Below are 22,268 nucleotides of genomic sequence, written 5' to 3'. Positions count from 1 at the left end.
CAAGATTGGGAGGTCAGTGTTCAATTATCGGCAAAGCGCATGCTGACCCTCGTCTTGGTCCATCCGTGCGAGACGTACCGATACATCTCACGTCGCGCGGAGGGGAACATCGCGATGACAAGCAGCGATACCGCGTAGGATAGGCCAAAGCAGGCCAGCAGAGTTGGTAGGTCGCCAGAGAGCCGAGCCATCATCGCGTCGCGCAGCAGGTGAACGCTGATGATCGATGCGATCGCGCCCGCAAGGTGTGGCGCGATTGATTGCACGATATCGCGATGGCCGACGGGACCTCTGCGTCCGACGAACCACCACAGAATGGGTGTTCGCAGGCATTCGCTGACCGAATATGCCGCCGCCACGCCCGCCGGCCCGTAGTGCAAGCCGCAGACGAATGCGATCACGGAGGTGATTGCGACGAAGAGTCCCCACTTCATGTATTCACGCGATCGTCCCTGGCTGAGGAAGAGCCAGTTCGCCGGGCTATTGGTCGCTTGCAGGAGTGCGGCGACGCTCAACCCTACAAAGACCGGAGTCACTTCCTTCCAGCGATCTCCGAGCAAGGTCTCAACCAGAGGGCCGGCGGTCGCAATCATGAAGGCGACCCCCGGCAAGACCACCGTATAGGCTGGCAACACGGCACGGCGATACGACTGACGGTAGCGCTCGGTTTCGTTGAGCAGGCTGGATAGGGTCGGAAGCATGATCCGGACCATCGGATTGGTGATTTGCTGAAGCGGAAAGAGCAGCAGCCTGTAGGCCCGATTATAGACACCAAGGGATGCCGCGCCCCACACCTGCCCGATCAGGACGCTGTCGATGTTGCGGGAGAAGAACTCAGCGAGGTTGTAGCCGGTTACGCCGAGGCCAAAGCTCAGCATCCCCCGCGATTGCCCGATGGACCCTGGCCGCGACGGCAACCATCCCGAGCTCAGCCAGGCGCCGCTTGCGAGTACCACCCCGGACGTCAGGCTGCCGGCGAGGATCGCCCAGTAGCTGTGGTAGATCAGGGCCATGGCGATCGATGCCGCAAGTCCGGACAAAGCCGCCATGGACTCGATCGCGGCGAGCGTCCAGAACCTCATTTGTCTGGTGAGGAGCGACAGATGTTGAACGTCTGCACCGCTGAGCAGGAGGGTGAGACTCATGCTTGCAGTGAGCGCCGCCAGCTTGGGCTCGCCATAGAACTTTCCGACCAGGGGGGAGAGCACAACAAGCGTCAGCGCCAGTGCCGCTCCGATGGATAAATTGACCCAAAACAGCGAACTCAGGTCGCGTTGGCTGAGCGAGTCCTTCTGAACGGTGGCATGTCCAAGCCCGAGGTCCTGGAACAAGACTGCGAAAGCGAGCACCGGGGATGCCATGGCGAAAATGCCGAAATCAGCGGGAGTAAGCAGCCGCGAGAGGATGATCACCGAACCGGCCTGCGTTCCCACGCGCACGATTTGGGTGGCAATGGCGGCCATCGCGCCCGCGCGAACTCGTCTCGCGTGGGTCTCCTCCGAGTAGCGTGGATTTAGCTCGATCAATTCGATTGCCTCTGCAAATCGCTCGCGGCGAGTGAGGTCAAAGCATGAATGCCGTCAGCGGGCATTCGCGGACTCCACAACGGCGGTATCGAGCGAGGATGTGGTCAAGACCTGCCGCGAACGCGGTCGACCATACCGATTGATCCAGTCGCGTGCCGGCCTTTCAACATAAGCATATGTGACATCGGCTGTGATCATGAGCAGGAGGCAGCATGCGAGCACGAACAGCGGAAAATCATTTGGGCCCAATGAGAAGTGCCGCCAGATTGGAAGGAAAACGAGAATGATCAGAAGCTCATGCAGCATGTAGACCGAGTAGGATGTGTTGCCGAGACGGCCCAACCATGCAGCACCGGGAACCCGATCAAGCGCGCTCTCACCGACCGCCGTCAGCAGGATCGCCAGCGAGAACAGGATGATCGCAAGATCGGGCTTGGCGAACATGTTGAGGATCAGGACCGCCATCGCGAAAACTGCAACGCCGAGGAAAATGACGACTCTCTTGCGGTAGCTCCCTGATAGGCGGAACAGAATGGCGAGAAGAATGCCGTTCAGGAAGCTAGGCAGCGCCCTCAGCATTCCATAGTCGAAGTTCGCGCCATACATCTGCGATCGTTCATGCCAAATCGGGAGATGGCCATGGGCAAGGATGCCGTACGATGCGGCGACGATCAGCGCGAGAAGCACTGGCGATACGCTCCTTGCGAGATACATCAGGAGCGGGAACAAAAGATAGCAGAACAGTTCCGCGCTGATCGACCATGCGGGCGTGTTGAAGCTGAGGTGATCGGTGACGCCCCAGGCCTGAACCAGGAACAGGTTGTAGATGAAGTCCGATACGCTCGTATGTGAGGCGGAATCGTGAATGCCGATGAACGCGACGCCCCCGAAAGCCAGCAGTGTCAGAAGATGCAGCGGATAGATCCGGGCGATCCGGCGAAGCATGAAGCGGAGATAGGAATGGCCCTCGCCGGAGTTGGCCGGATAAGAATACGAAATGACGAAGCCTGAGAGGATAAAGAACATGTCGACGAACAGGCCGAATGATCCATTCCAGGCCGGAGAAATGCCGGGGTCAATGTTTTTCAGGTGAAAGACAAAGACTCCAAGCGCGGCAACGAACCTGTAGAAGTCGAGGACGACAAAGCGTCGCGGTTCATTGCCATCCATGTCGCCACATCGCGCTGTTCAAGACCGAGCGCAACGGTAAATGCAAATTGTGACGCAAGTTCGGACCATGCTGCATCGCGACGCAACGGAGCATTGCGCCGATCAGAGAGTCGAACAGGCTGTGCCTGCTCAAACGCGAGGCAAGGGCCTAAAGGTTGATCGAAGGGTCGGATCGCAAGCGGCGATCCAACCCTTCTTCGTCAAAGAGAAGCCGAAGATTAGCCGTCCGCCGGTTCAAACGAAGGCAAAGTCATGGCTGGTAAGATTGGTGACGTAATTGTTCTTGATCAGGATCGAGTCGTTTGCCGACAACTGGATCGCCACGTCCGTCCCCCATTGCGACATTTGGAGGTGGCCGTAATCGGACACCAATAGCTTGGAAATCGCAATCGTATCGTGATTTGCCGTGTCGCCTGCCTTGAAGTTCAGGATCTGATCATGGCCATGATCGTAGAGGATAGTGGTTGAATTTGGCGCCGACGAAAACAGATCGTCACCATTTCCGCCCTGGATGCTGATTCCGGCGGCGACCGCCGTCACGTTGTGGGTGCCATCCGGCTTCACGTCGTCGAAGGACTGCAGAGCACCAGCCGAGTTGTACTTCTCGTGCTGCGTCGTGCCGGCCTGCCCGTTGAAGTTGAAGAGAAAGATGTCCTTGCTGGCGTCGGCATGTTGAGCGATCTCCTGGGTCTTGGTCCCGCTGCTGTCATAGATGTCGGTCAGCGTGCTGCCGTCATTGTTGAGCACCTGGGTGTAATCCAGGGTGCCGTCCGCGTGAGTCCGGGTGATTGCTACAACATGCCCGGCAGCATCCAGATGCTGGTGCTGGGTGGTGTAGCTTTGACCGGTGATGTTGTAGCTCCAATTGTCCGAGGTTCCGTCGGGGTTAGTGATGTAGGCGGCGCTTTTCACGCCGCCGGCATAGATCGTCGTCGAGCTATAACCGTCGGATTTTGTCGTCACCTCGCTCGTCAGCGTTCCGCTCGCGTCATACCAATCGGAGGTCTTCGTACCGCCGGACGTCTGCACCAGCGTGAAGGCCAGGCTGTTGTCGGCGTGGGTCCGGACGATGTTGGTGAGAAAGCCCGTCGAATCGTAGGTGTCGTGCTCGGTGGTATAGTTCTGACCGACGACATCATACAGGAAGACATCCTTCGACCCGTCGGCATGATGATCGGTCTCGTCCGTCTTGTTGCCCCTGGCATCGTAGTTGCTGACAGAGCTGCTGCCATCGGCATTGATGTGCTGGACGTAATCAAGCGTGCCGTCAGAATGCGTTCGGGTGACGTCGGTGATGTGGCCTGCTGCGTCGAGGTATTGATGCTCGGTCGTATAACTCTGGCCCGCGATGTTGTAGCTGTAGTTATCGTGGCTCTGGTCGGCATTGGTGATGTAGGCGGCCGTCTTTACGCCATTGGCGTAGACGGTCGTCGAACTCGAGCCGTCGGCGTTTTGCACGACCTCGCTGGTGAGGGTGCCCGTCCCATCATACCAGTCGGATGTCTTGGCGCCGCCACTGGTCTGCTTCAGCGTGAAAGCCAGGGTGCCGTCGGCGTGGCTGCGCTCGAGCAAGGTCAGAAAGCCCGTTGCATCATAATGATCGTGCTCGATCGTGTAGTTCTGCCCAGTGATGTTGTAGAGCCAAAGGTCTTTGCTGCCGTCGGCGTGTGCATCCGTCTCGCTAATCTTCGTTCCCGTGCTGTCGTAGTTGACGACGACGCTGCTGCCATCGTTGTTGATCACCTGGGTATAGTCGAGCGTTCCGTCGGCATGCTTCCGGGTGACGGCGGTCACCTTGCCCGTAGGATCGACGTGCTGGATCAGCGTCGTGAAACTCTGACCCGTTATGCCGTAGCTGTAATTGTCCTGGCTGCCGTCCGCGTTGCGGACATAGGCCGCAGTTTCGGCCCCGTTGCTGAAGAGTGCGGTCGAATAATAGCCGTCGGCCTTCTGGACCACTTCACTCGTGAGATGTCCGGTGGCGTCGTACCAGTCGGTTGTCCTGGTTCCGTCGGTGCTCTGCACCAGGCTGAACGCCAGGCTGCCGTCGGCGTGGCTGCGCTGCAACGAGGTGAGAAAGCCGGTGCGGTCGTAGACGGCGTGTTCGGAGGTATAGCTCTGCCCGACGATGTTGGAGGTCCAGACATCGATGCTGTGATCGGCGTGATAATCGGTCTCGACCTGCTTGACGCCGGCGGCGCTGTAAAGCGTGATCGCGCTGCTGCCGTCGCTGTTAAACAGCTGCGTCGATTCCAGCGTACCGTCCGCATGGGTCCGGGTCACACTCGTGACATGCCCCGCCGCATCCAAGTGCTGAACCTCGGTCGTGTAGCTCTGGCCGGTGATGTTATAGGCGTAGTTGTCCTGGGTGCCATCGGCATTCAGGATGTAGGCCCTCGTCTTCACCCCATCGGTGTAGAGCGTCGTGGAGTAGGCCCCGCTGGCCTTCTGCACCACTTCGCTGACGAGAACGCCCCCGATTGTATAGGTATCGGTGGTTCTCGTGCCATCGGTTGCAAGATGGATCAGCGCCGTCTTGATCCCATTGGTATAGCCGAAGGAATCCTGCGAGCCGTCGGAATAGTCTATGGTGGTCGTGAAGGGGCGGCCGCTGTCATCCAGACCGGTATTGGAATTCGCGGTAAGCGTTCCGGTGGAATCGTAAGTGAGAGTGTTGCTCCAGGTCGCGGCCGTATTCGTTACCGAGAAGGAATATCCACCCTGGATCTTGGACAGCGCGCTGCCGTAATGGGCGATGATGTAGTCCATCGTCGCCTTCGAGGCGACCGGAAGGACGTGCGAGTCGGTCAGCGTGATGCTCTGCAGCGCCGTCGACTTGCTGAGGTCGGACAGTTGCGGCGCGATCTCGGCGGCCGTGCCGCTGACGCTGGTCCGGGTGTCCGGGGGAGTCGGGGTGGTCGCAGGCGCGTCGATCTCGATGACCAGCGGATGATCGCTGACCGGAACGGTGATCGTGCTGACGTCTGTATAGCTGGCGATCGCCGTAGTTCCCGTCAGCGTGTCGTACACCTTGACCGTGTGATGGACGGCCCCGAGGTTCACCGTGACCGTCTGGGTCGGATTGGATATCTCGGTATCGGTCGCATCGTTCCAGAGCTTCGGCTCGGCCCAGACGACGAGCTCGTAGGCGCCGTTGCTCTTGCCGAGCACCATGCTGTTGCCCGAGGCCGGCATGTTGCTGAGGGTGTAGTTCAATGGATCAGTCGGCTGCAGTCCGCCCTTGCCGTCGTCGGCCAGAATGGTCGTCAGGTTATGAATCGCCGTCGCGGCGAGCTTCGGCGTGCCGTCGGAGTTGAACAGCCCGAAGTTCGCTTCCGGATCGGCATTGGCGGCGGAGGAATCGCGGTCGAACATCTCGTAGAGATAGGTCGCGCTCACGCCGGCCTTGTAGGCATCGACCAGCGTGTTCAGGATCGACTTTGCCTGCACCGTCTCGTCGACGCCGAGATACTGCGTGTTGGCTTGCGTGGTGTAACCGGTTTCCGTGATGACGACAGGCTTCCCCGGCGCCGCGGTCGAGACGGCGCTCAGCGTTGCCGCAATGGAGCTGCTCGGAGTCAGGCTGGTGCTGACATAGGCGTGCGCGTTGGCGTAGTCGACGGAGCCCGACATGTTGCCGAGCTGGCTGTAGCCTTGCGGATCGTTGTAGGCCAGCGACAGATTGTAGACGGGGGTGTTGGCGAGCGCGGCGTTGGAATTGACGGCCTGATAGAGCGCGCTCTGGAACTGAGCCGCGGCACTGAGGCTCGAGCTGCCATTGTAGCTGAAGGGCTGGTGATTGGCCTCGTTGAGACCTTCGATGGCGCTGATGCTTCCCGGATGGCTCGCCGCGAACTTCTCGAGCGAGACGATGTAGTTCTGCAGCCCGGTTGCGCCTGTCTGAGGCAGGGCGGACGATACCAGGAAGTCGAACTTGTAACCGGCAGCGGCCAAGCCATCAACCATAGGTTGTGAAGCCGGGCTGGTTCCCATCGCGTCGCGGAGATGGCTGACGCCGAGGTACTTCAGGTTGTCGACCATCAGTGCGAGATTGTTGTAGTCGGTCCACCCGAAGCCGGCGTGCGTGTTGACGCCGATGGAGTTGACGAAGCCGCTGGCGGACAGGACGGTTTGATCGGACATTGCACACTCTAGTTTCATCGCGAGCGAAATTGCTCGCAGGGATTTGCGTTCAAGCTTCTCTATCGAGTGTGAATTTCAGATAAAAATGAAAGCTACAAATCGCGAGCGAAGGAAGTTCCTTGTGCAGGAACTGATTTGCTCGTGTCGTAGCAGAATATTGATGCGATGCCGGTGCAGGATGGCGCGAGGAAGGCACTTTCAAGATTTTCGCGTTTTGCACTGCTGAATGTGTATGCGCAAGCCGTACGAACACGACGAGCTTGCAATGGAACACGCGGCACTCTTGCAGTGCTCGATGCCGGCTAAGGGCGCTCTGCCGTGTCCGCAATCCGACGGGCATCTTCACCTGCAGTCCATAGTTTCTGCACAGGACGTTTGCAAATGCCGTTTCTACGGGCGGTTAAATTATAGGGGGTGCACGCAGCGGTTGTGGTGCCGTTCATGATGGTGCACGCACGCACAGCGGGAATCGGGACGCGAGGCTGGTTCCGTGCCGCAACCACGGGTACGGCGAATCAGCTGCGGCGGGTGAGCATGAGAAAGTCGCCGCGCCATGCGATGATCGCAGTCGCGAGCGCGGCGATCACGATCTTGCCGCCGAGCCATGCCGCAGGCTCCGTCGGCATCGAACCGAGCGAGCCGATCAGGATTGCGGCCACCAGCGCCTGCGCGACCAATGACCCGCGCGGAAATGCCTCAAACCGCAGCGTAGGACCCAGCGCGACCAGAATCGTCGCGAGGGTGGCGAGCGAAGCGCAGTTCACCGCCCCCCGCGGCGACAGGCCGGCCGACGCCGCGACCAGGGAGAGGGCCACGACGATGGCGAGCTGGCCGGCCGCGACCAGCACCAGCCTGGTCGCCAGCTTCTCGAGATGGGGGACAACCGCGATCGTCGCCTGCAAATGGGTATGCAGGAAATAGAAGGCGGCGATCGCCGGCGCCGTCTCCAGGAATCCACCCAGGCTCTCGTGCGGCACCAGGATCCGCGCAGCATCAGGAATGAAGCCGACCAGCCCGCCGAGCAGCACGAGTGTCGTGCAGATCATGAACTCGAACATGCGGCGCGCCGATTGCACTGATTTTGCGCCGGTCCCGTGCTCGAAATCGTTGACGACTTCGGGATAGCTCACGGTGTGGATCGCCGCATTGAGAACCCAGAACGGGCGCTGCAGCAGGTCGAGCGCAATCGAGAAGCCGGCGCCAGCCCCCGTCGCACCCAGCCGGCCAATGACGATGATTCGGAGCAGCACCGGCACCGACAGATGGATGACGGATGCGGCTGCGGCGAGCATGCCGTAACGGGAGAAATCCCCCCAGTCGGCGAGCATCGTCTGCAGCGAAACGCGTTCCAGCGGGGTGCGATAGGCCGCCAGCGCCGCGACAAGGCCCAGTGCGTGGCCGGCGCTAACGCCGAGCAGCGCCGCTTCGGTCGTTCCTGAAACCGCTGCTCCCGCGGCGGCCCCGGCCAGAAGAGCGGTGGCCCGGAACGCAAGAAGAAAGGACGCGATGCCCAGCCGATCGGAGAGGCGGACCGACAGGAAATAGAGATCCGTCAGGCCTTGAAGCACGGATATGCCGAGGCCCAGCGCGATGATCCCTGTCGGGAGCGCGCTGGCCAAGGATGCACAACTCCCGATCACGACGAGCGCGCCCGCACTCGACAGGCCTGCGGCAAAGAGCGACCATCTCAGCCGCGCCGCCTCCTTCTCCCTCGCTGCCGCCAGAAAGCGCAGTCCGGCAAGCTGGAGCCACTCGAACATGAGGACGCAGAGCAACTGGCTAGAGGCCAGGGTGAAGGAGAAACTGGTGTAGGCGGCGGCGGGCAGCAGATGGCTGAGCGCGAAGATCAGGATGATCGCCGCGGCACTCTGGTAGACGTAGCCCGCCATCGCGAAGAGGCGTGTCATCTCGGAATGAGGCGCTCCTTGCCGACGGTCGATCCCTGTGGCGCTTCAGTCATTGCTGCGCGCATGCGCGACATCCGTTGCTCGCGCAATTGCTCATACAGGTTCTTGTATGAAGACAGCACGTCGGCAAATATCCATTTGTTGGTATCGGCGATCAGGCGTCGGCTGATCTCGTCGATCTTGTGCGGATCCGACGCGACTGCGAGCATGCTCCTGGCCAGGGATTTGGGATCTGCGTCGGTCAGCCAGCCCGTCACGCCGTGCTTGATGACCTCGGGCATGCCGCCAAAGCGCGTTCCGAGCAGCGGCCTGCCGGCCGCCTTGGCATCTGCAACGACGAGTGGACCGGGGTCGTGCCAGATCGACGGGGCTATCACCACGTCGACCTGCCTGTAGAAATCGTCCGGCGAGACAAAGCCCATGAACTCGATGCGCGCGTCCGGAGCGAGCGCCCTGAGGCGTCGTTGCTCCTCGTCGCTGACCCGGCCGGCGATCAGCATCCGGATGCGATCACGGGGCAGCATAGCAAGGGCCCGCATCAGGTTGTCGATGCCCTTTTCCTCGGTGAGGCGGCCAATGAACCCGAACGTCACTTCCGTGGTGCAGATCGAACGAGGGTAGGGCGCGCGCGGCGGCTCGGTCGAGGCGTTGCGGATCACGGTGCGGATCGGCGTCTCCGAGAACATGCCCATATCGGTATGAATCGACAGCACACGCTCGCTCACGCCGACCACGGCGCTCAGCCAATGTGTGGCCCGCTTGCGATGAAAGCTCAGAATTCCGCAGCTCGTGCAGGTGTGCTCGCAAGACCGTCCCTTGTCGAAGCGGGAGCAGCGTGGACAGGTCAGATAGTAGTCGTGAAGCGTATGCAGCACCGGCACGCCGAGCTGGGCGGCAACGCGCCAGATCGCGGTGGTGAGACCCGACAAATTGTTGGAGTGCAGCACGTCCGGCTTGAAGGCCCGGACTCGCTCCGCGATCAGGGGCGCCTGCATCTGCCAGTCGTCGATCGCGTGCCAGACGCCGCGTAAAGCGGCGTTCTTCTGCTCCATGAAGGGCAGATAGATGTTCCGCACCGGCGCGGAATAGACGTTGATGCCGTTGCAGCTTTCGCGCTCCTGCCCACGGGACGATGCGGTCCGTATCACCTCCACCTCGTCTCCGCGCTGCACCAGGCCTTCGGCGAAACGTCGCGCGAAGATCTCTGCACCGCCAACGATCTTTGGTGCCTGAGGCGTCGGATAAAGCGTGGACGTCAAAAGAACTTTCATCACGTAACCTCATGTCTTCAAAAATCGCGCCTACCGCGCCGGCCTTATCTCCAGGGCGGGAGCGGCACCGTTCTTGGCTGCAATCAGAACCGGTGTGCTCGAAACCGGAATCCAGGCCCCGGATGCAGGTGTTGCGGCCGCATCGCACGGCAGTGCATAGGTAGCGCCCTGCTGATCGCCTTTGAGCCGGATTTCGTAACGTCGATCCGGAGCCTCGGACCAGACCGCGACTCTGCCGCCGGACGTCGTGGATGCATTGATCGAAACGACGCCGCTGGCGAGCTCGCGTCGCTCGGCACTCAGGCTGGAGCGAATGAAGGCCCAGGCGCCCTGGGCTGCACAGGCGACGGGCTTTGGCGAATTGTCGAAGCGATAAAGGCCAAAGTTATGCTCCAGCTCCGATGGATTCTTGCCGCTGTCCTTGAGCTCGTAAATCCAGATCCCCTTGAGCCAGCGCGTCGCGGTCGACGCCCACAGGATGAGCTGCGCCGTATTGTCGGCCTGGGCCTGTTCGCTGACGCCGCATTTGTTGGTGGGCGTGGTCCAGCCCGTCTCGGTGACATAGATCGGGAAGTCGGCATTTCCGCTCGCCTGGCCGACGAGCCGGTGAAACGCCGTGAGCCGCTCGATGATTTCGGCCGAGCTGCGTTTGCTCGGGCCCATGCAGAAATTGTAGAGATGGATCGACGCGCCGTCGGCATATTGCAGAATGCCGGTCCGCAGCATCTTCTCCGTCCATGTCCAGCCCGGATCGTCGCCGAGCGCGCCAACCAGGAAAGGCGCGTTCGGCGCCACCCGCTTGACCGCTGGTCGTGTGGCCTCGGCAAGCGCCAGATAGTTCTCCGGCGAGAAGGCGGCATCCTTCTTCGCCGCCAGGTTCCACTCGTTCCAGAGCTCGAACAGGGGATGCTGCGCCACGACCGATTGCGCCGCCGCGGCAGCATAGTCCGCGAACCGCTGCCGCGCCTCATCGGTCGTTGGCGGCGAGGAATTCGGAACGAGATGATGGCCGAAGGCGAGGATCAGGAGGGGACGCGCGACCCCGGATTTGACTTGCGCTTCGAGCCTGCCGAGCCTGGGCGTGAAGCCCATCCGGCGTCCGCCGACCTCGAAATCGGACCAGGGAAAATCGTCGCGGAAGGCGTTGAAGCCGAGTTGCTTGATCTGGGCGATGTTCTCTGCGGGCACGTATCCGCGCTCGCTCACCGGCCCGCCCAGCCCCTGATGGGTGCCGACGCCGAGCAGGAATCGCGTGTCGAGCGGTTGAGCCTGCTGAGCGCAGGCAGGGACCGACAGAACAATGGACGAGATGAGGCCCGCGAGGCGGAGGACACTGTCGCGGACCAAGGTGCGTGGGCGTGTCATGGTCTAGATCACGCGCGACGCACTGGCGGTGACATCAAGCCCGGCCCAGGGCATTGCCATCGCGATCTCCTGCATCTGCAGGGGCAACCGTGCATTTTGCTCATCAGAAATTCTTTGAGAGATCCGACTGCAGTCCCGCTTTCGCTTCGACCGGTGTCTGGTCGTCCTGAAGGAGCTCGACATAGACCTGCTGCAATTCTCCATGCGTCTTCTGAACGTCATACAGCTGCTTGAAGCGGTCGTAGCCGCGCTGTCCCAGCACCTTGAGATCGAGATCGAGCGCTCGCCGGAACCCGTCGACGAGCGGCTGAACGGCGACGGGTTCGCAGAGCACGCCCGTGACGCCATCGACGACGATCTCGGGCAATGCGCCGCTATGGAACGCCAGGATGGGCTTGGCTGCGCGCATCGCTTCCAGGGCAACGAGACCGAAGGCTTCCCATCGTGATGGAATCACGACGAGGTCGGCGGCCTCGAGCTGGGTCTCGATGGTCGGGCGGTCCAGCCAGCCCAGCAGGCTCACGTTGGATGGGACCGTCGGGCCTTCATACTTGTTGACGACGGAGGCACCGACCATGCGGATGTCGAGCACATCCTCGAGCGAGCGCGCCGCTTCGATCAGGAGATCAAAGCCCTTCTGCCGGTCCAGGCGTCCAATGAACAGCACCTTGACTTTCTTGGATGTTGTCCAGTCCGCCGCGACGGGCTGCGGCGTGCGGCTCTTCGAGATGCCATTGTGGACGATGGTGAGGCGCTCGGCGGGAATTCCCGCGCGGACCGCCTCATTATACTCGTCACCGGAGATGCAGATGATCCGGTCCGACGTGCGCGCGAGAAGATTTTCTGCTGCCTTCGTGATGAGATGGCTGAGACGACCGGTCTCGCGCGAAAATGCCCAGCCGTGTGGGCAATAGACCACACGCGGGCCGTTCGAGCGGGCCGCCAGCACGGGCCGGAGCACGAGGCCTGCAAAGGAGGAATGCAAATGCACCACGTCCGGCCGGAAGGCGTCGAGGGCTTGCATGCTTGCGCGCAACATCTGGAACAGCCCGGAGACGCTGCGGCCGGTCCGCTCGAACGTCGTAATCTGGCTGTCATCGATCGCGCCGAGATCGCGACGATGATCCGAGGGCACGACATAGTGCACGTTGTCGGCGCCGAAGCTCGCCTGTTGCTGCGGATGCAACTCGTTCAGATAGCTGGCAATCCCGCCGCGGATCGTCTCGGCGACGTGCAGCACTTTCATCGTCTGCCTTGCGTAGGGCCGCGTTGGAGAGCCGGACATCGTGTATCCCTGTTCTGAGTTCGCTACTGCGAAACACAGTTCCTCGAATACGTAGCGATATTGGGGCAGCGATGTGGTCATGTTGCGCCAAGCTCTTCGTGCGTGCGATCACCCGCAAGAACGAGAAATTTTCATGGAACTATGCAAGAAGCCGCGAGTTGCAAATCGTTTGTGCAAAAACCGTTGCGCGCGAGAGGCGAGCTGCGTCGAATTTCAAGCAGCGCTGGCGACGTTCGCCGGCGCTGCGAGGTGATCGAGCAGAGCCTTCGCCGATTTTTTCCACGAATAGAATGTCACGCGATCCTGTTGCCGCATGCGTTCCTGGTCCGAGATCACGCCCGCTGCCAATCTTTCGAGCATGAGCTGCTTCAATGCTTCGGCATCGGTGGCGCGAAAATACGCGGCCGCGTCACCGCACGTCTCCACGACGGCATCAGCCGTCGAAGCGATGACCGGGCAACCGAAGATCATGGCTTCGAGCGGCGGCACGCCGAATCCCTCATAGAGCGAGGGAAACACGAATGCCGATGCATGCGCATAGAGAGCCGCAATCTCGCTGTCGGTCAGACGGCCAGCAAGCAGCAGGCCTGCAGCCCCTACGCCCGAATTGTCCTGAAAGACTTTACTGTTATCGCCGCCGACGATGACCAGGGGAACGTCGGGCCGATCGAGCAGCTGGATGGCGCGGATCGCGACGGAAAGATTCTTGTTCTTGGTCCTCGAGCCCACATAAAGGAAGAATTTCTGCGGCTGAAGGCCGAGCCGGGCAATGATGCCGGGATCTGGTTTCGTCTTGGCGAAGTGCTCTGCGCTGTTGGGGAAGACCGGGATCTCTGTTGCCGATAGATTCAACACCTCGGCGAGCTCTCCGCGCGAAAAAGCCGATACGGTTGCGATGCTTGCGCGCCGGGCGAGCAGCCGGCCCATGGTTCGGTGAACTGCCAGATAGCGCCAGTTGAAGAAGTCGGGCCGGCGAAAGACTTGGGCGTCGTGGATCACGACGAGGTGGTCGCGATGGAAGACGGGACCGGAATTGGCCAGACTGATCAGGCGGCCTCCGGCGGCGGCGCGCGCGAGATCGATTTGATCCCACGCATGTCCATGCAACCGGCCGACTGCGCGGATCTTGATCCGCTCGAGATCAAGGCTCTCGCTTGCATCCGCAGGCGTCAGCAACTGCCAGTCCGCATTGCGCAGCGAGGCTGGAGTCTGCTCAGACGCCAGCAGCACGTCGATGGCCTTGACCACTTCAGCGGCATAGCGCTGAACGCCCGTGAGCTTTTGCGACAGAAAGCGGCCGTTGATGAAGAATTTCAATTGGCTACCACGATGGTTCATGGAGTCCCGGCCGGGGTCGCGGGGAGCTCGCGGTGGAGGAACCGCAAGTGAGCAATCGTTAGGTACAGAAATATGACGCAGCTCGGCATGGCTCCGAGGCGCCGCCTGCATGGCCGGCGCCGCCTTGCTGCGTCTGAGTCCGCGGTGTAGAGGTCGGCAATGACCGACGACACCCACTCCCTTCGCAGCGGCTCCCTCACCGCCACCATCAAGGCGCACGGCGCCGAGCTGTGCTCGCTGAAGGACGGCGGCATCGAATTCCTTTGGCAGGCGGGGCCGGAATGGCCGCGTCACGCGCCGCTGCTGTTTCCCATCGTCGGGCGTCTTGCGAATGACGAATTGCTGCACCAGGGCAAATCGTATCGGATGACCCAGCACGGCTTTGCCCGCGACAGCCGCTTTGTGTGGGCAGAGCGCGGCGAGAGCCGCTGCACCCTCGTGCTCCATGACAATGAGGCGACGCGCGCGCTCTATCCGTTCCCGTTCCGGCTCACGGCCGCCTATGCGATCGATGATTCCGGTCTCGATCTGACGCTCACGATCGCCAACACCGGCAAGGAGACATTGCCGGCTTCGATCGGCGGCCATCCCGCCTTCAACTGGCCGCTGCAGTCCGACGCGGCAAAGCAGGACTATGCGCTGACCTTCGCGCGCGCAGAGTCGTCTCCCGTCCGCCGTCTCGATGGTGGACTGCTGCGCCCGGCAGTGCAGCCGAGCCCGGTCAAAGGTGCCGCGCTGCCCTTGTCCGAATCCCTATTCACCGACGACGCCATCATCTTCGACCGGATCGAGAGCACTTCGGTCCGCTATGCCGCGGGGCAGGGGGCATCGATGGGGCCCTGGCTGAAAATGTCCTGGCGCGGCTTTCGCGAACTCGGCGTCTGGTCGAAACCGTCAGGTGCGCCGTTCCTCTGCATCGAGCCCTGGCGCGGCTATGCCAGTCCCGCCGGCTTCGACGGCGAGTTCACCGACAAGCCGGGCCTGATGCACATCGCGCCGGGCGCTGAAGAAGAGTTGTCCTACCGGATCGAGGTCGGATCGTCCTGACGCCGAACAGATTCCGCACGCATGATTGCGGCGCGCGTGCTTCGATGATGCTCAGACCTCGATACGCGTGAGATCCTCGCCGAGCACGACCGGCCCCGCATAGTCCTGCCTGACATCCTCGAGCAGCGCGTTCAACATGGCATCATCGCTGCGCGGCCGGTGATGGGTCAGCGCGAGCTTCTTGACGCCGGCCTTGGCCGCGATCTTGCCGACCGTGTCGCCACAGGCGATCGTGTATTTCGCAAGCCGGCGCAAATGCTCGTTGTTGATCTCCGGCGTGGCGAGAAAGCAGCACTGGACCAGCAGGTCGGCTCCCTCAGCCAGCCGCTCGAGCCCGGGGCAGGGCACGGTGTCGCCGGAAATTGCGATGATCTTGCCCTGCGCTTCGAAGCGGTAGCCGAGACACATCCAGCGCGCGAGGAAGGCCGGCGGCATGTCGAGGCCATCGCCATGCGAGACCAGCTCGGCGCTGATCTTCCAGCGCCCGGTGTCGAGAACAGGACCCGGCACGATGTCCGTTGCGACGACAGGCTTCCAGCCGCCGAAGCTGGGTTCGCCCTTGTCCCGCCACGCGATGTCCTTGTCGTAGACCTGCGTGATCAGCGTGCTGACGAGCCGCTCGGTATCCGGCGGTCCATAGACGCGCAGCTCGTCCTTGCGCCCGTCCATCCATGAATTCAGCATCACGTCGTAGAGGTCGCCGATGTGGTCGAAATGGTGATGCGTGAGAAAGACCGTGTTGATGGCGCCGAGCGGCACGCCGGCCTTGCTGAGCTGCACCACGACGCCGCGGCCTGCGTCGAACAGGATATTCTCGTCGCCGAGCCTGATCAGCGTGGTGGTCGCCATGCGGCGCGGGTCCGGGCGCGGACCGCCGGTGCCGAGCAGTATGACCTCCATGACGCCACCTCCAAGTGCAGGCTTTGGAGCACAGTAGATGCGAAGCGTGCGGCCGAGCAAGCCGCGGCGGGCTGCCGGTGGCATGGATCGCAGCCTCGGGCTTGAGGTCGCCGGCGACCACTACGTCACCAAGCCGATCAACTTGAGCGATCTGCTCGCGCGCGCAGAGTTCGCGCTCAGTGAGCGGTTGTAGGACATCATCGTCAGCGCGATGCGACGCGCTTCCATCGTGCTTCGATGCGTGCCTTGATCTGGCTGATGCGGGCCTCGTGTGCGGCCCAATAGGCGCGGCTGGCGGTCGCGGTGCCTTGACGGTAGCGGGCATAGACCGCTTTGGGCTGCACCGCGATCTTCGGGCGGCTCGCCGGTTTTGCCGGAGCCGGAGCAGCGACCGGGGGCGGCGGATCCGGAGCAGCCGCAGCTTCGGTCCCTGCCGACGAGGCGTTCATGGCAACGAGACGGTTGCGGGCCCGGTTGCAATAGACCTGCGACCGCGCGGTCATCTCCTCTTCGCCATGACCTGCCCGGTATTTCATCAGGGCGCGGCAGAGGTCGCCGCCCTCCAGCTGCCAAGCCCGGCTGAGATAAAGCACCCCGTAATGGATGTTGATATCAGGCTCCGCCAATTCCGCATTGCTCCCGCGGAAGCCCAGCATCGCCGCCGTCTCGGGGCGCACCTGCATCAGGCCGATTTCGCCCGCGCTGCCGATGATCGCCGGGTTATAGCCGCTTTCGACGAAGACGACCGCTTCGGCGATATCGGCCGGTAAATTGGTGCTTTTGGTTTCTCTCTCGATGATCTTCCGGATCATGGCCCGCGATGACGCCGTTTCGCCGGCGCCGAGCTCCGTGTTGGCTTTCGCGATCGTCGAGGTCGTGTGCGGCCCGTCGATATCGCCGTCGCCGGCATGTGCACCGATCGGGGCCGACAAGAGCAGGACGACCGCGAGGTGTCTCCACATCGCGCCGAGTATGAAGCGTGCCCGATCCCACAGCATGGGTTTGTCATAGCGCTCCGGAGTTAACAAACCGGCCTCTGGCGCGAGGTCACTGGCGCGCGCGGGCGCTCTGATCAGTGGACCTTGCTTGCGAAGGCTCCGCCAGCTGGTCATCGACCGCATAGAGCGTGCAGACGGGCGACCATTTCATGCAGGCCGCCAGCGAGTCGCGCGCGGCGTGGCTGAGGCGCGACCCGCGCGCCAGCCGTAGCCGCCGTTCGGCGACACGGCAAAAGCCTTGTGCGGCAGCATGCTTGCGAGATAGCGCGCGAACTCGGCCCGCGCGGCCTCATTGAGCTGGTGCGGTGGCGGCAGCGGATCTGGCGGGCTCAGGATGCCGTGGCTGAGATCCGGAGCGGTTGTCCCGCATGTCATGCGAACCACAACCCAAGGAACGCCTTCCCCCTCGCGCGTGTTGTGCCCTTGGCGGGGGCACGGCCGATGCTATGGTGTCCCGCACTCACGACAGAACGAGGATATTTCAGTGGCTGATGTTCATCCCGCGGCGGGCAAGCAGGCTTCGCCGGACGCGCTCACAAATATTCCGCGGCTGGTGACGGCCTATTTCGCCGGCAAGCCGGATGCGTCCGATCCGGCGCAGCGCGTGGCGTTCGGCACGTCCGGCCATCGCGGCACCTCGTTCAAGAACACGTTCAACGAAGGCCACATCCTCGCGACCACGCAAGCCATTTGTGATTACCGAAGAGAAAAGGGCCTGACAGGTCCGCTCTTCATCGGCATCGATACCCACGCGCTGGCTGAGCCGGCGCTGGTCAGCGCCATCGAAGTGTTCGCCGCCAACGGCGTCGACATCATGATCGACAAGGACGGCGGCTACACGCCGACGCCTGTCATCTCACACGCCATCCTCACCTACAACAAGGGCCGCACCAGCGGCCTCGCCGACGGCGTCGTCATCACGCCCTCCCACAATCCGCCCGAAGACGGCGGCTACAAATACAATCCGCCGCATGGCGGCCCGGCCGATACGGATGTGACCGGCGTCGTCGAGAAGCGCGCCAACGCCTATCTCGCCGGCGATCTCGAGGACGTGAAGCGCATCGACTATGCCAAGGCGCGCAAGGCGGCGAACGTCCACGCCTACGACTTCGTCACCCCCTACGTCGCCGATCTCGGCAATGTCGTCGATCTCGATCTCGTCAAATCCGCCGGCGTTAATATCGGCATCGATCCGCTCGGCGGTGCCGCCGTGCAGTACTGGCATCCGATTATCGAGCGCCATGGCCTCAACGCAACCGTCGTGAACCAGGCGATCGATCCGACCTTCCGCTTCATGACGGTCGACTGGGACGGCAAGATCCGCATGGACTGCTCCTCGCCTTACGCGATGGCGAGCCTGATCGGCATGCGCGACCGCTTCGACGTCGCCTTTGCCAACGACACCGACGCCGACCGCCACGGCATCGTCACCCGCACCGGCGGCCTGATGAATCCGAACCATTATCTGGCGACCGCGATCTCCTACCTCTTCGCGCATCGCCCGAACTGGGGCAAGAGTGCTGCGATCGGCAAGACCGTGGTGTCGAGCTCGATCATTGACCGCGTCGCCAAGAAGCTCGGTCGTAGGCTGGTCGAGACGCCGGTCGGGTTCAAATGGTTCGTCGACGGCCTCCTCACCGGCAGCTTCGGCTTCGGCGGCGAGGAGAGTGCAGGGGCCTCGTTCCTGCGCCGCGACGGCACGGTGTGGACCACCGACAAGGACGGCATCATCCTCGGCCTGTTGGCTGCCGAGATCATGGCCAAGACCGGTTGCGATCCCAGCCAGCTCTTTGGCGATCTCACCGCCGAGTTCGGCATGCCCCATTACGCGCGCATCGACGTTGCCGCGACCGGGCCGCAAAAGAACATCCTGAAGTCCGTCACGCCCGAGCAGCTCGGCCTCGAGGAGCTCGCCGGCGATCCGGTGCGCTCAACGCTGAGCAAGGCGCCCGGCAACGGCCAGCCCTTCGGCGGCATCAAGGTCGAAACCGATTTCGGCTGGTTCGCCGCAAGGCCGTCGGGGACGGAGGATGTCTACAAGATCTACGCCGAAAGCTTCCGCAGCGCCGAGCACCTGACGCGGATTCAGGAGGAAGCGCAGGCCGGCCTGGCGAAGGTGTTCGCGGCGTAAGGTGTTCTGCAGCCGGCACGCCTTTCTCTCGCCCTCCGAGAGGGCCGCCACATTTTTCCGGTGTCATCGCCCGCGAAGGGGGCGATCCAGTACGCCGCGCCTGAAGTTGTGTGAACCAATGTCTGCCGCGGAGTACTGGATTCCCCGCCTTCGCGGGGAATGACAGCGGATGGTATGTATACATAATGGAATGTGAAGGTAATATAATACGGCATTTTTGAGCCTTGAACGTTTCCTTTCTCCTGCTATTGTATACATAAAGCATACATAAGCCGTGGGAGTGAGACCGATGACAAAACCCTTTCCCATGAACGCCTGGTACGCCGCCGCCTGGGACGCTGAGGTGAAGCCGGCGCTGCTGCCGCGGACGATCTGCGGCAAGCATGTCGTGATGTATCGGAAAGCTGACGGCTCGGTGGCCGCGCTGGAGGACGCCTGCTGGCATCGCTTGGTGCCGCTGTCCAAGGGGCGGCTGGAGGGCGACACCGTCGTCTGCGGCTATCATGGCCTGAAATACAATGCGCAGGGCCGCTGCACCTTCATGCCCTCGCAGGAGACCATCAACCCCTCGGCCTGCGTGCGCGCCTATCCCGTCGTCGAGCGCCATCGCTACATCTGGCTCTGGATGGGCGATCCTGCACTCGCCGATCCCGCGCTCGTGCCCGACATGCACTGGAACGACGATCCCGCCTGGGCCGGCGATGGCAAGACCATCCATGTCAATTGCGACTACCGCCTTGTGCTCGACAATCTCATGGATCTCACCCACGAGACCTTCGTGCACGGCTCGTCGATTGGAAATGACGCGGTGGCGGAAGCGCCGTTCGACGTCACCCATGGCGAGAAGACCGTGACGGTGACGCGCTGGATGCGCGGCATCGAGCCGCCGCCGTTCTGGGGCAAGCAGCTCGGCAAGCCTGGCCTCGTCGATCGCTGGCAGATCATCCGTTTCGAGGCGCCGTGCACCATCGCCATCGACGTCGGCGTGGCGCCGACGGGCACCGGCGCGCCGGAAGGCGACCGCTCGCAGGGCGCCAACGGCTTCGTGCTCAACACCATCACGCCGGAGACGGAGAAGACCTGCCATTACTTCTGGGCCTTCGTTCGCAATTATCGCATCAGCGAGCAGCGCATCACCACCGAGATCCGCGAGGGCGTCTCCGGCATCTTCCGCGAGGACGAGCTGATCCTCGAAGCGCAGCAGCGCGCGATGGACGAGAACCCCGACCGCATCTTCTATAACCTCAACATCGACGCCGGCGCGATGTGGTCGCGCAAGCTGATCGACCGGATGGTGGCGAAGGAAAACGCGCCAACGCACCTCCAGGCCGCGGAGTAGATCATGGCCGAGCGTGAGGTCGACCGCTCCGTCTCGCAGACCGTGAAGGCGCAGCTCGCGCTGCGCGATCAGATTCTGTCGGGGTCTTTACGCCCCGGCGAGCGCATCTCCGAGCTGCAGGCGGTGGAGACCACCGGCGCCTCGCGCACGCCGGTGCGCATGGCGCTGGTGCGGCTGGAGGAGGAGGGCCTGCTGGAGGCGATCCCCTCGGGCGGCTTCATGGTGAAGGCGTTCTCCGAGCGCGACATCTCCGATTCCATCGAACTGCGCGGCACGCTGGAAGGTTTGGCTGCGCGCTTTGCCGCCGAGCGCGGCGTCTCCGCGCGCGAGCTCGAATCGTTGAAGGAGTGCCTTTCCGCAATCGACGAATTGCTCCGCCAGGTGCCGATCTCGGTCGATGCCTTCTCGTCCTATGTCACGCTGAATGCGCGTTTCCACGCGCTGCTCACGGAACTGTCCCGCAGCCAGCCCCTGATCCGGCAGATCGACCGCGCCTCAGCGCTGCCGTTCGCATCGCCAAGCGGCTTCGTGATGGCGCAGTCGGCGCTGCCCGAGGCGCAGCAGATCCTGATCATCGCCCAGGAGCACCATCGCGTCGTGATCGACGCCATCGAGAACCGCGAGGGCGCGCGCGCCGAGGCCATCATGCGCGAGCATGCCCGGCTCGCGGTGCGAAACCTGCGGCTCGCGCTGCGCAACCGCACCCATCTCGACCTCTTGCCGGCGCTCGCGCTGATCAAGACCGCAACCGATTGAGGGCAGTCACAATGCGCTTCGTCGAAACCCGGATTCCGGCGACACTCGTCTCGACGCGCGATCTCGCGCCCGGCATCCGCGAATTTCTGATCAGGCCGGATCAGTTCGACGTCACGTCCTATCCGGTCGGCAGCCACATCAATGTCAGCGTCACCATCGACGGCCTGCCGGAGACGCGATCCTATTCGCTGGTCGGCGAAGCCTCTTCGCATGGCTTCAGAATAGCGGTGCGCCGCGCTGAGGATTCCCGCGGCGGCTCGCGCTACATGTGGCAGCTCGCACCCGGCGCGCGCCTCGACATCACCCGGCCCGCTTCGCTCCTTGCGGTTGACTGGGCTCGCGAAAACTACTGCCTGATCGCCGGCGGCATCGGCATCACCCCGATCCTCGGCGCGGCGCAGGCACTGGCGCGGCGCGAGGCAAACGTCGCGCTGCATTACGCCGTGCGCTCGCGCCGTGAGGCCGCCTATCTCGACGATCTCGCCGCGATGCTCGGGGACCGTCTGGTTGTTCACGCCAGCGACGAGGGCCGGCGGCTCGATCTCGACGCGCTGTTCGCCTCGTTGCCGCAAAGTACGCTGGCCCTGTTCTGCGGCCCGATGCGGATGCTGGACGCCGCGCGCCATGCCTGGATCGGGGCCGGCCACCCGCTGCCCGATCTCCGCTACGAGACCTTCGGCTCCAGCGGCACGCTGCCGACCGAAACTTTTCGCGTGCGATTGAAGGACTCGAACGTCGAACTCGAGATCCCGCGCGAGCGCTCGATGCTGGACGTGCTCAACGCCAGCGGCCACGAGGTGATGTACGACTGCAAGCGCGGCGAATGCGGCCTCTGCGCCATCGACGTGGTCGCGGTCGACGGCGAGATCGATCATCGCGACGTCTTCTTCAGCGATCATCAGAAACAGAGCAACCGGAAGATCTGCGCCTGCGTCTCCCGCGCGCGCGGCACCATCACGGTGGACACCCTGCTGCGGGCGGATGCGATCTGACACTAAAGCGCGATGGGATCAGGATGAATCGCCGTCGCGCTTCAGGTTATTGTTTGAGCATGATCTTTTCGGAAAACCGCTGCACACTTTTCCGGATCAT

15 protein-coding genes and 2 pseudogenes are annotated in these 22,268 nt (G+C 62.6%); 6 read left to right on the top strand and 11 right to left on the bottom strand.

Annotated features, from left to right (window positions below; translation table 11 throughout):
• Positions 1 to 20: 20 nt before the first annotated feature.
• The 8 genes from BRAD3257_RS30255 to BRAD3257_RS41300 form a co-directional block, all read right to left on the bottom strand.
• On the bottom strand, positions 21 to 1,463 hold the full coding sequence (locus tag BRAD3257_RS30255) for a lipopolysaccharide biosynthesis protein (RefSeq protein WP_145987043.1): 1,443 nt from the start codon (positions 1,461 to 1,463) through the stop codon (positions 21 to 23).
• Between the two features lie 117 nt (positions 1,464 to 1,580).
• Positions 1,581 to 2,696 (bottom strand): acyltransferase family protein, encoded by a 1,116-nt coding sequence (locus BRAD3257_RS30250; RefSeq protein ID WP_122404922.1) that lies wholly within the window; start codon positions 2,694 to 2,696, stop codon positions 1,581 to 1,583.
• A 234-nt stretch (positions 2,697 to 2,930) separates the two neighbouring features.
• Positions 2,931 to 6,839 carry an RHS repeat domain-containing protein gene (locus tag BRAD3257_RS30245; protein ID WP_122404921.1) on the bottom strand — a complete coding sequence of 1,303 codons (3,909 nt, stop codon included), beginning with the start codon at positions 6,837 to 6,839 and terminating at the stop codon, positions 2,931 to 2,933.
• Between the two features lie 515 nt (positions 6,840 to 7,354).
• Positions 7,355 to 8,746 carry a hypothetical protein gene (locus BRAD3257_RS30240; RefSeq protein ID WP_122404920.1) on the bottom strand — a complete coding sequence of 464 codons (1,392 nt, stop codon included), beginning with the start codon at positions 8,744 to 8,746 and terminating at the stop codon, positions 7,355 to 7,357.
• The gene (locus BRAD3257_RS30235; protein WP_122404919.1) at positions 8,743 to 10,017 is read right to left on the bottom strand and encodes a glycosyltransferase family 4 protein; all 1,275 of its coding nucleotides are present in this window, start codon (positions 10,015 to 10,017) and stop codon (positions 8,743 to 8,745) included. The genes BRAD3257_RS30240 and BRAD3257_RS30235 overlap by 4 nt, the downstream gene beginning before the upstream one ends.
• Positions 10,018 to 10,047: 30 nt before the next feature.
• Positions 10,048 to 11,382 (bottom strand): hypothetical protein, encoded by a 1,335-nt coding sequence (locus tag BRAD3257_RS30230; protein ID WP_122404918.1) that lies wholly within the window; start codon positions 11,380 to 11,382, stop codon positions 10,048 to 10,050.
• Between the two features lie 103 nt (positions 11,383 to 11,485).
• Complete coding sequence (locus BRAD3257_RS30225; protein ID WP_122404917.1) at positions 11,486 to 12,628, bottom strand: glycosyltransferase; 1,143 nt, start codon at positions 12,626 to 12,628, stop codon at positions 11,486 to 11,488.
• A gap of 252 nt (positions 12,629 to 12,880) precedes the next feature.
• Positions 12,881 to 13,594, bottom strand: a complete 714-nt coding sequence (locus tag BRAD3257_RS41300; protein WP_244608036.1) for a glycosyltransferase family 4 protein — start codon at positions 13,592 to 13,594, stop codon at positions 12,881 to 12,883.
• A 570-nt stretch (positions 13,595 to 14,164) separates the two neighbouring features.
• Between BRAD3257_RS41300 and BRAD3257_RS30215 the strand changes: the two genes are divergently transcribed.
• Positions 14,165 to 15,052, top strand: a complete 888-nt coding sequence (locus BRAD3257_RS30215) for an aldose 1-epimerase family protein (RefSeq protein WP_122404915.1) — start codon at positions 14,165 to 14,167, stop codon at positions 15,050 to 15,052.
• A 51-nt stretch (positions 15,053 to 15,103) separates the two neighbouring features.
• Here BRAD3257_RS30215 and BRAD3257_RS30210 read toward each other — a convergent pair whose 3' ends face one another.
• On the bottom strand, positions 15,104 to 15,952 hold the full coding sequence (locus BRAD3257_RS30210) for an MBL fold metallo-hydrolase (RefSeq protein ID WP_122404914.1): 849 nt from the start codon (positions 15,950 to 15,952) through the stop codon (positions 15,104 to 15,106).
• 82 nt (positions 15,953 to 16,034) lie between these two features.
• Between BRAD3257_RS30210 and BRAD3257_RS30205 the strand changes: the two are divergent.
• Positions 16,035 to 16,139: pseudogene (locus BRAD3257_RS30205) on the top strand (DNA-binding response regulator); the annotation flags it as partial.
• Positions 16,140 to 16,155: 16 nt separating this feature from the next.
• On the opposite strand, the gene BRAD3257_RS30200 reads toward BRAD3257_RS30205, so the two are convergent.
• On the bottom strand, positions 16,156 to 16,950 hold the full coding sequence (locus BRAD3257_RS30200; RefSeq protein WP_244607737.1) for a transglycosylase SLT domain-containing protein: 795 nt from the start codon (positions 16,948 to 16,950) through the stop codon (positions 16,156 to 16,158).
• A gap of 49 nt (positions 16,951 to 16,999) precedes the next feature.
• A pseudogene (locus tag BRAD3257_RS30195) lies at positions 17,000 to 17,298 on the bottom strand (alpha/beta hydrolase family protein); the annotation flags it as partial.
• 136 nt (positions 17,299 to 17,434) lie between these two features.
• Here BRAD3257_RS30195 and pgm point away from each other — a divergent pair.
• The 4 genes from pgm to BRAD3257_RS30175 all read left to right on the top strand — a co-directional run bounded on the left by pgm (position 17,435) and on the right by BRAD3257_RS30175 (position 22,168).
• Positions 17,435 to 19,081, top strand: a complete 1,647-nt coding sequence (gene pgm / locus BRAD3257_RS30190) for a phosphoglucomutase (alpha-D-glucose-1,6-bisphosphate-dependent) (RefSeq protein ID WP_122404913.1) — start codon at positions 17,435 to 17,437, stop codon at positions 19,079 to 19,081.
• 289 nt (positions 19,082 to 19,370) lie between these two features.
• On the top strand, positions 19,371 to 20,420 hold the full coding sequence (locus tag BRAD3257_RS30185; RefSeq protein ID WP_122404912.1) for an aromatic ring-hydroxylating dioxygenase subunit alpha: 1,050 nt from the start codon (positions 19,371 to 19,373) through the stop codon (positions 20,418 to 20,420).
• Positions 20,421 to 20,423: 3 nt separating this feature from the next.
• Positions 20,424 to 21,176: a GntR family transcriptional regulator gene (locus tag BRAD3257_RS30180; protein ID WP_122404911.1), complete on the top strand. Its 753-nt coding sequence runs from the start codon at positions 20,424 to 20,426 to the stop codon at positions 21,174 to 21,176.
• 11 nt (positions 21,177 to 21,187) lie between these two features.
• A complete protein-coding gene (locus BRAD3257_RS30175; protein ID WP_122404910.1) occupies positions 21,188 to 22,168 on the top strand; it encodes a PDR/VanB family oxidoreductase in 981 nt (326 codons plus the stop codon).
• Positions 22,169 to 22,268 lie beyond the last annotated feature (100 nt).

The organism is Bradyrhizobium vignae, assembly GCF_900324035.1.
GTDB classification, from domain to species: domain Bacteria; phylum Pseudomonadota; class Alphaproteobacteria; order Rhizobiales; family Xanthobacteraceae; genus Bradyrhizobium; species Bradyrhizobium vignae.
Note: the sequence above shows the minus strand (reverse complement) of the source record. Positions and strands in the feature narration are given on the sequence as shown.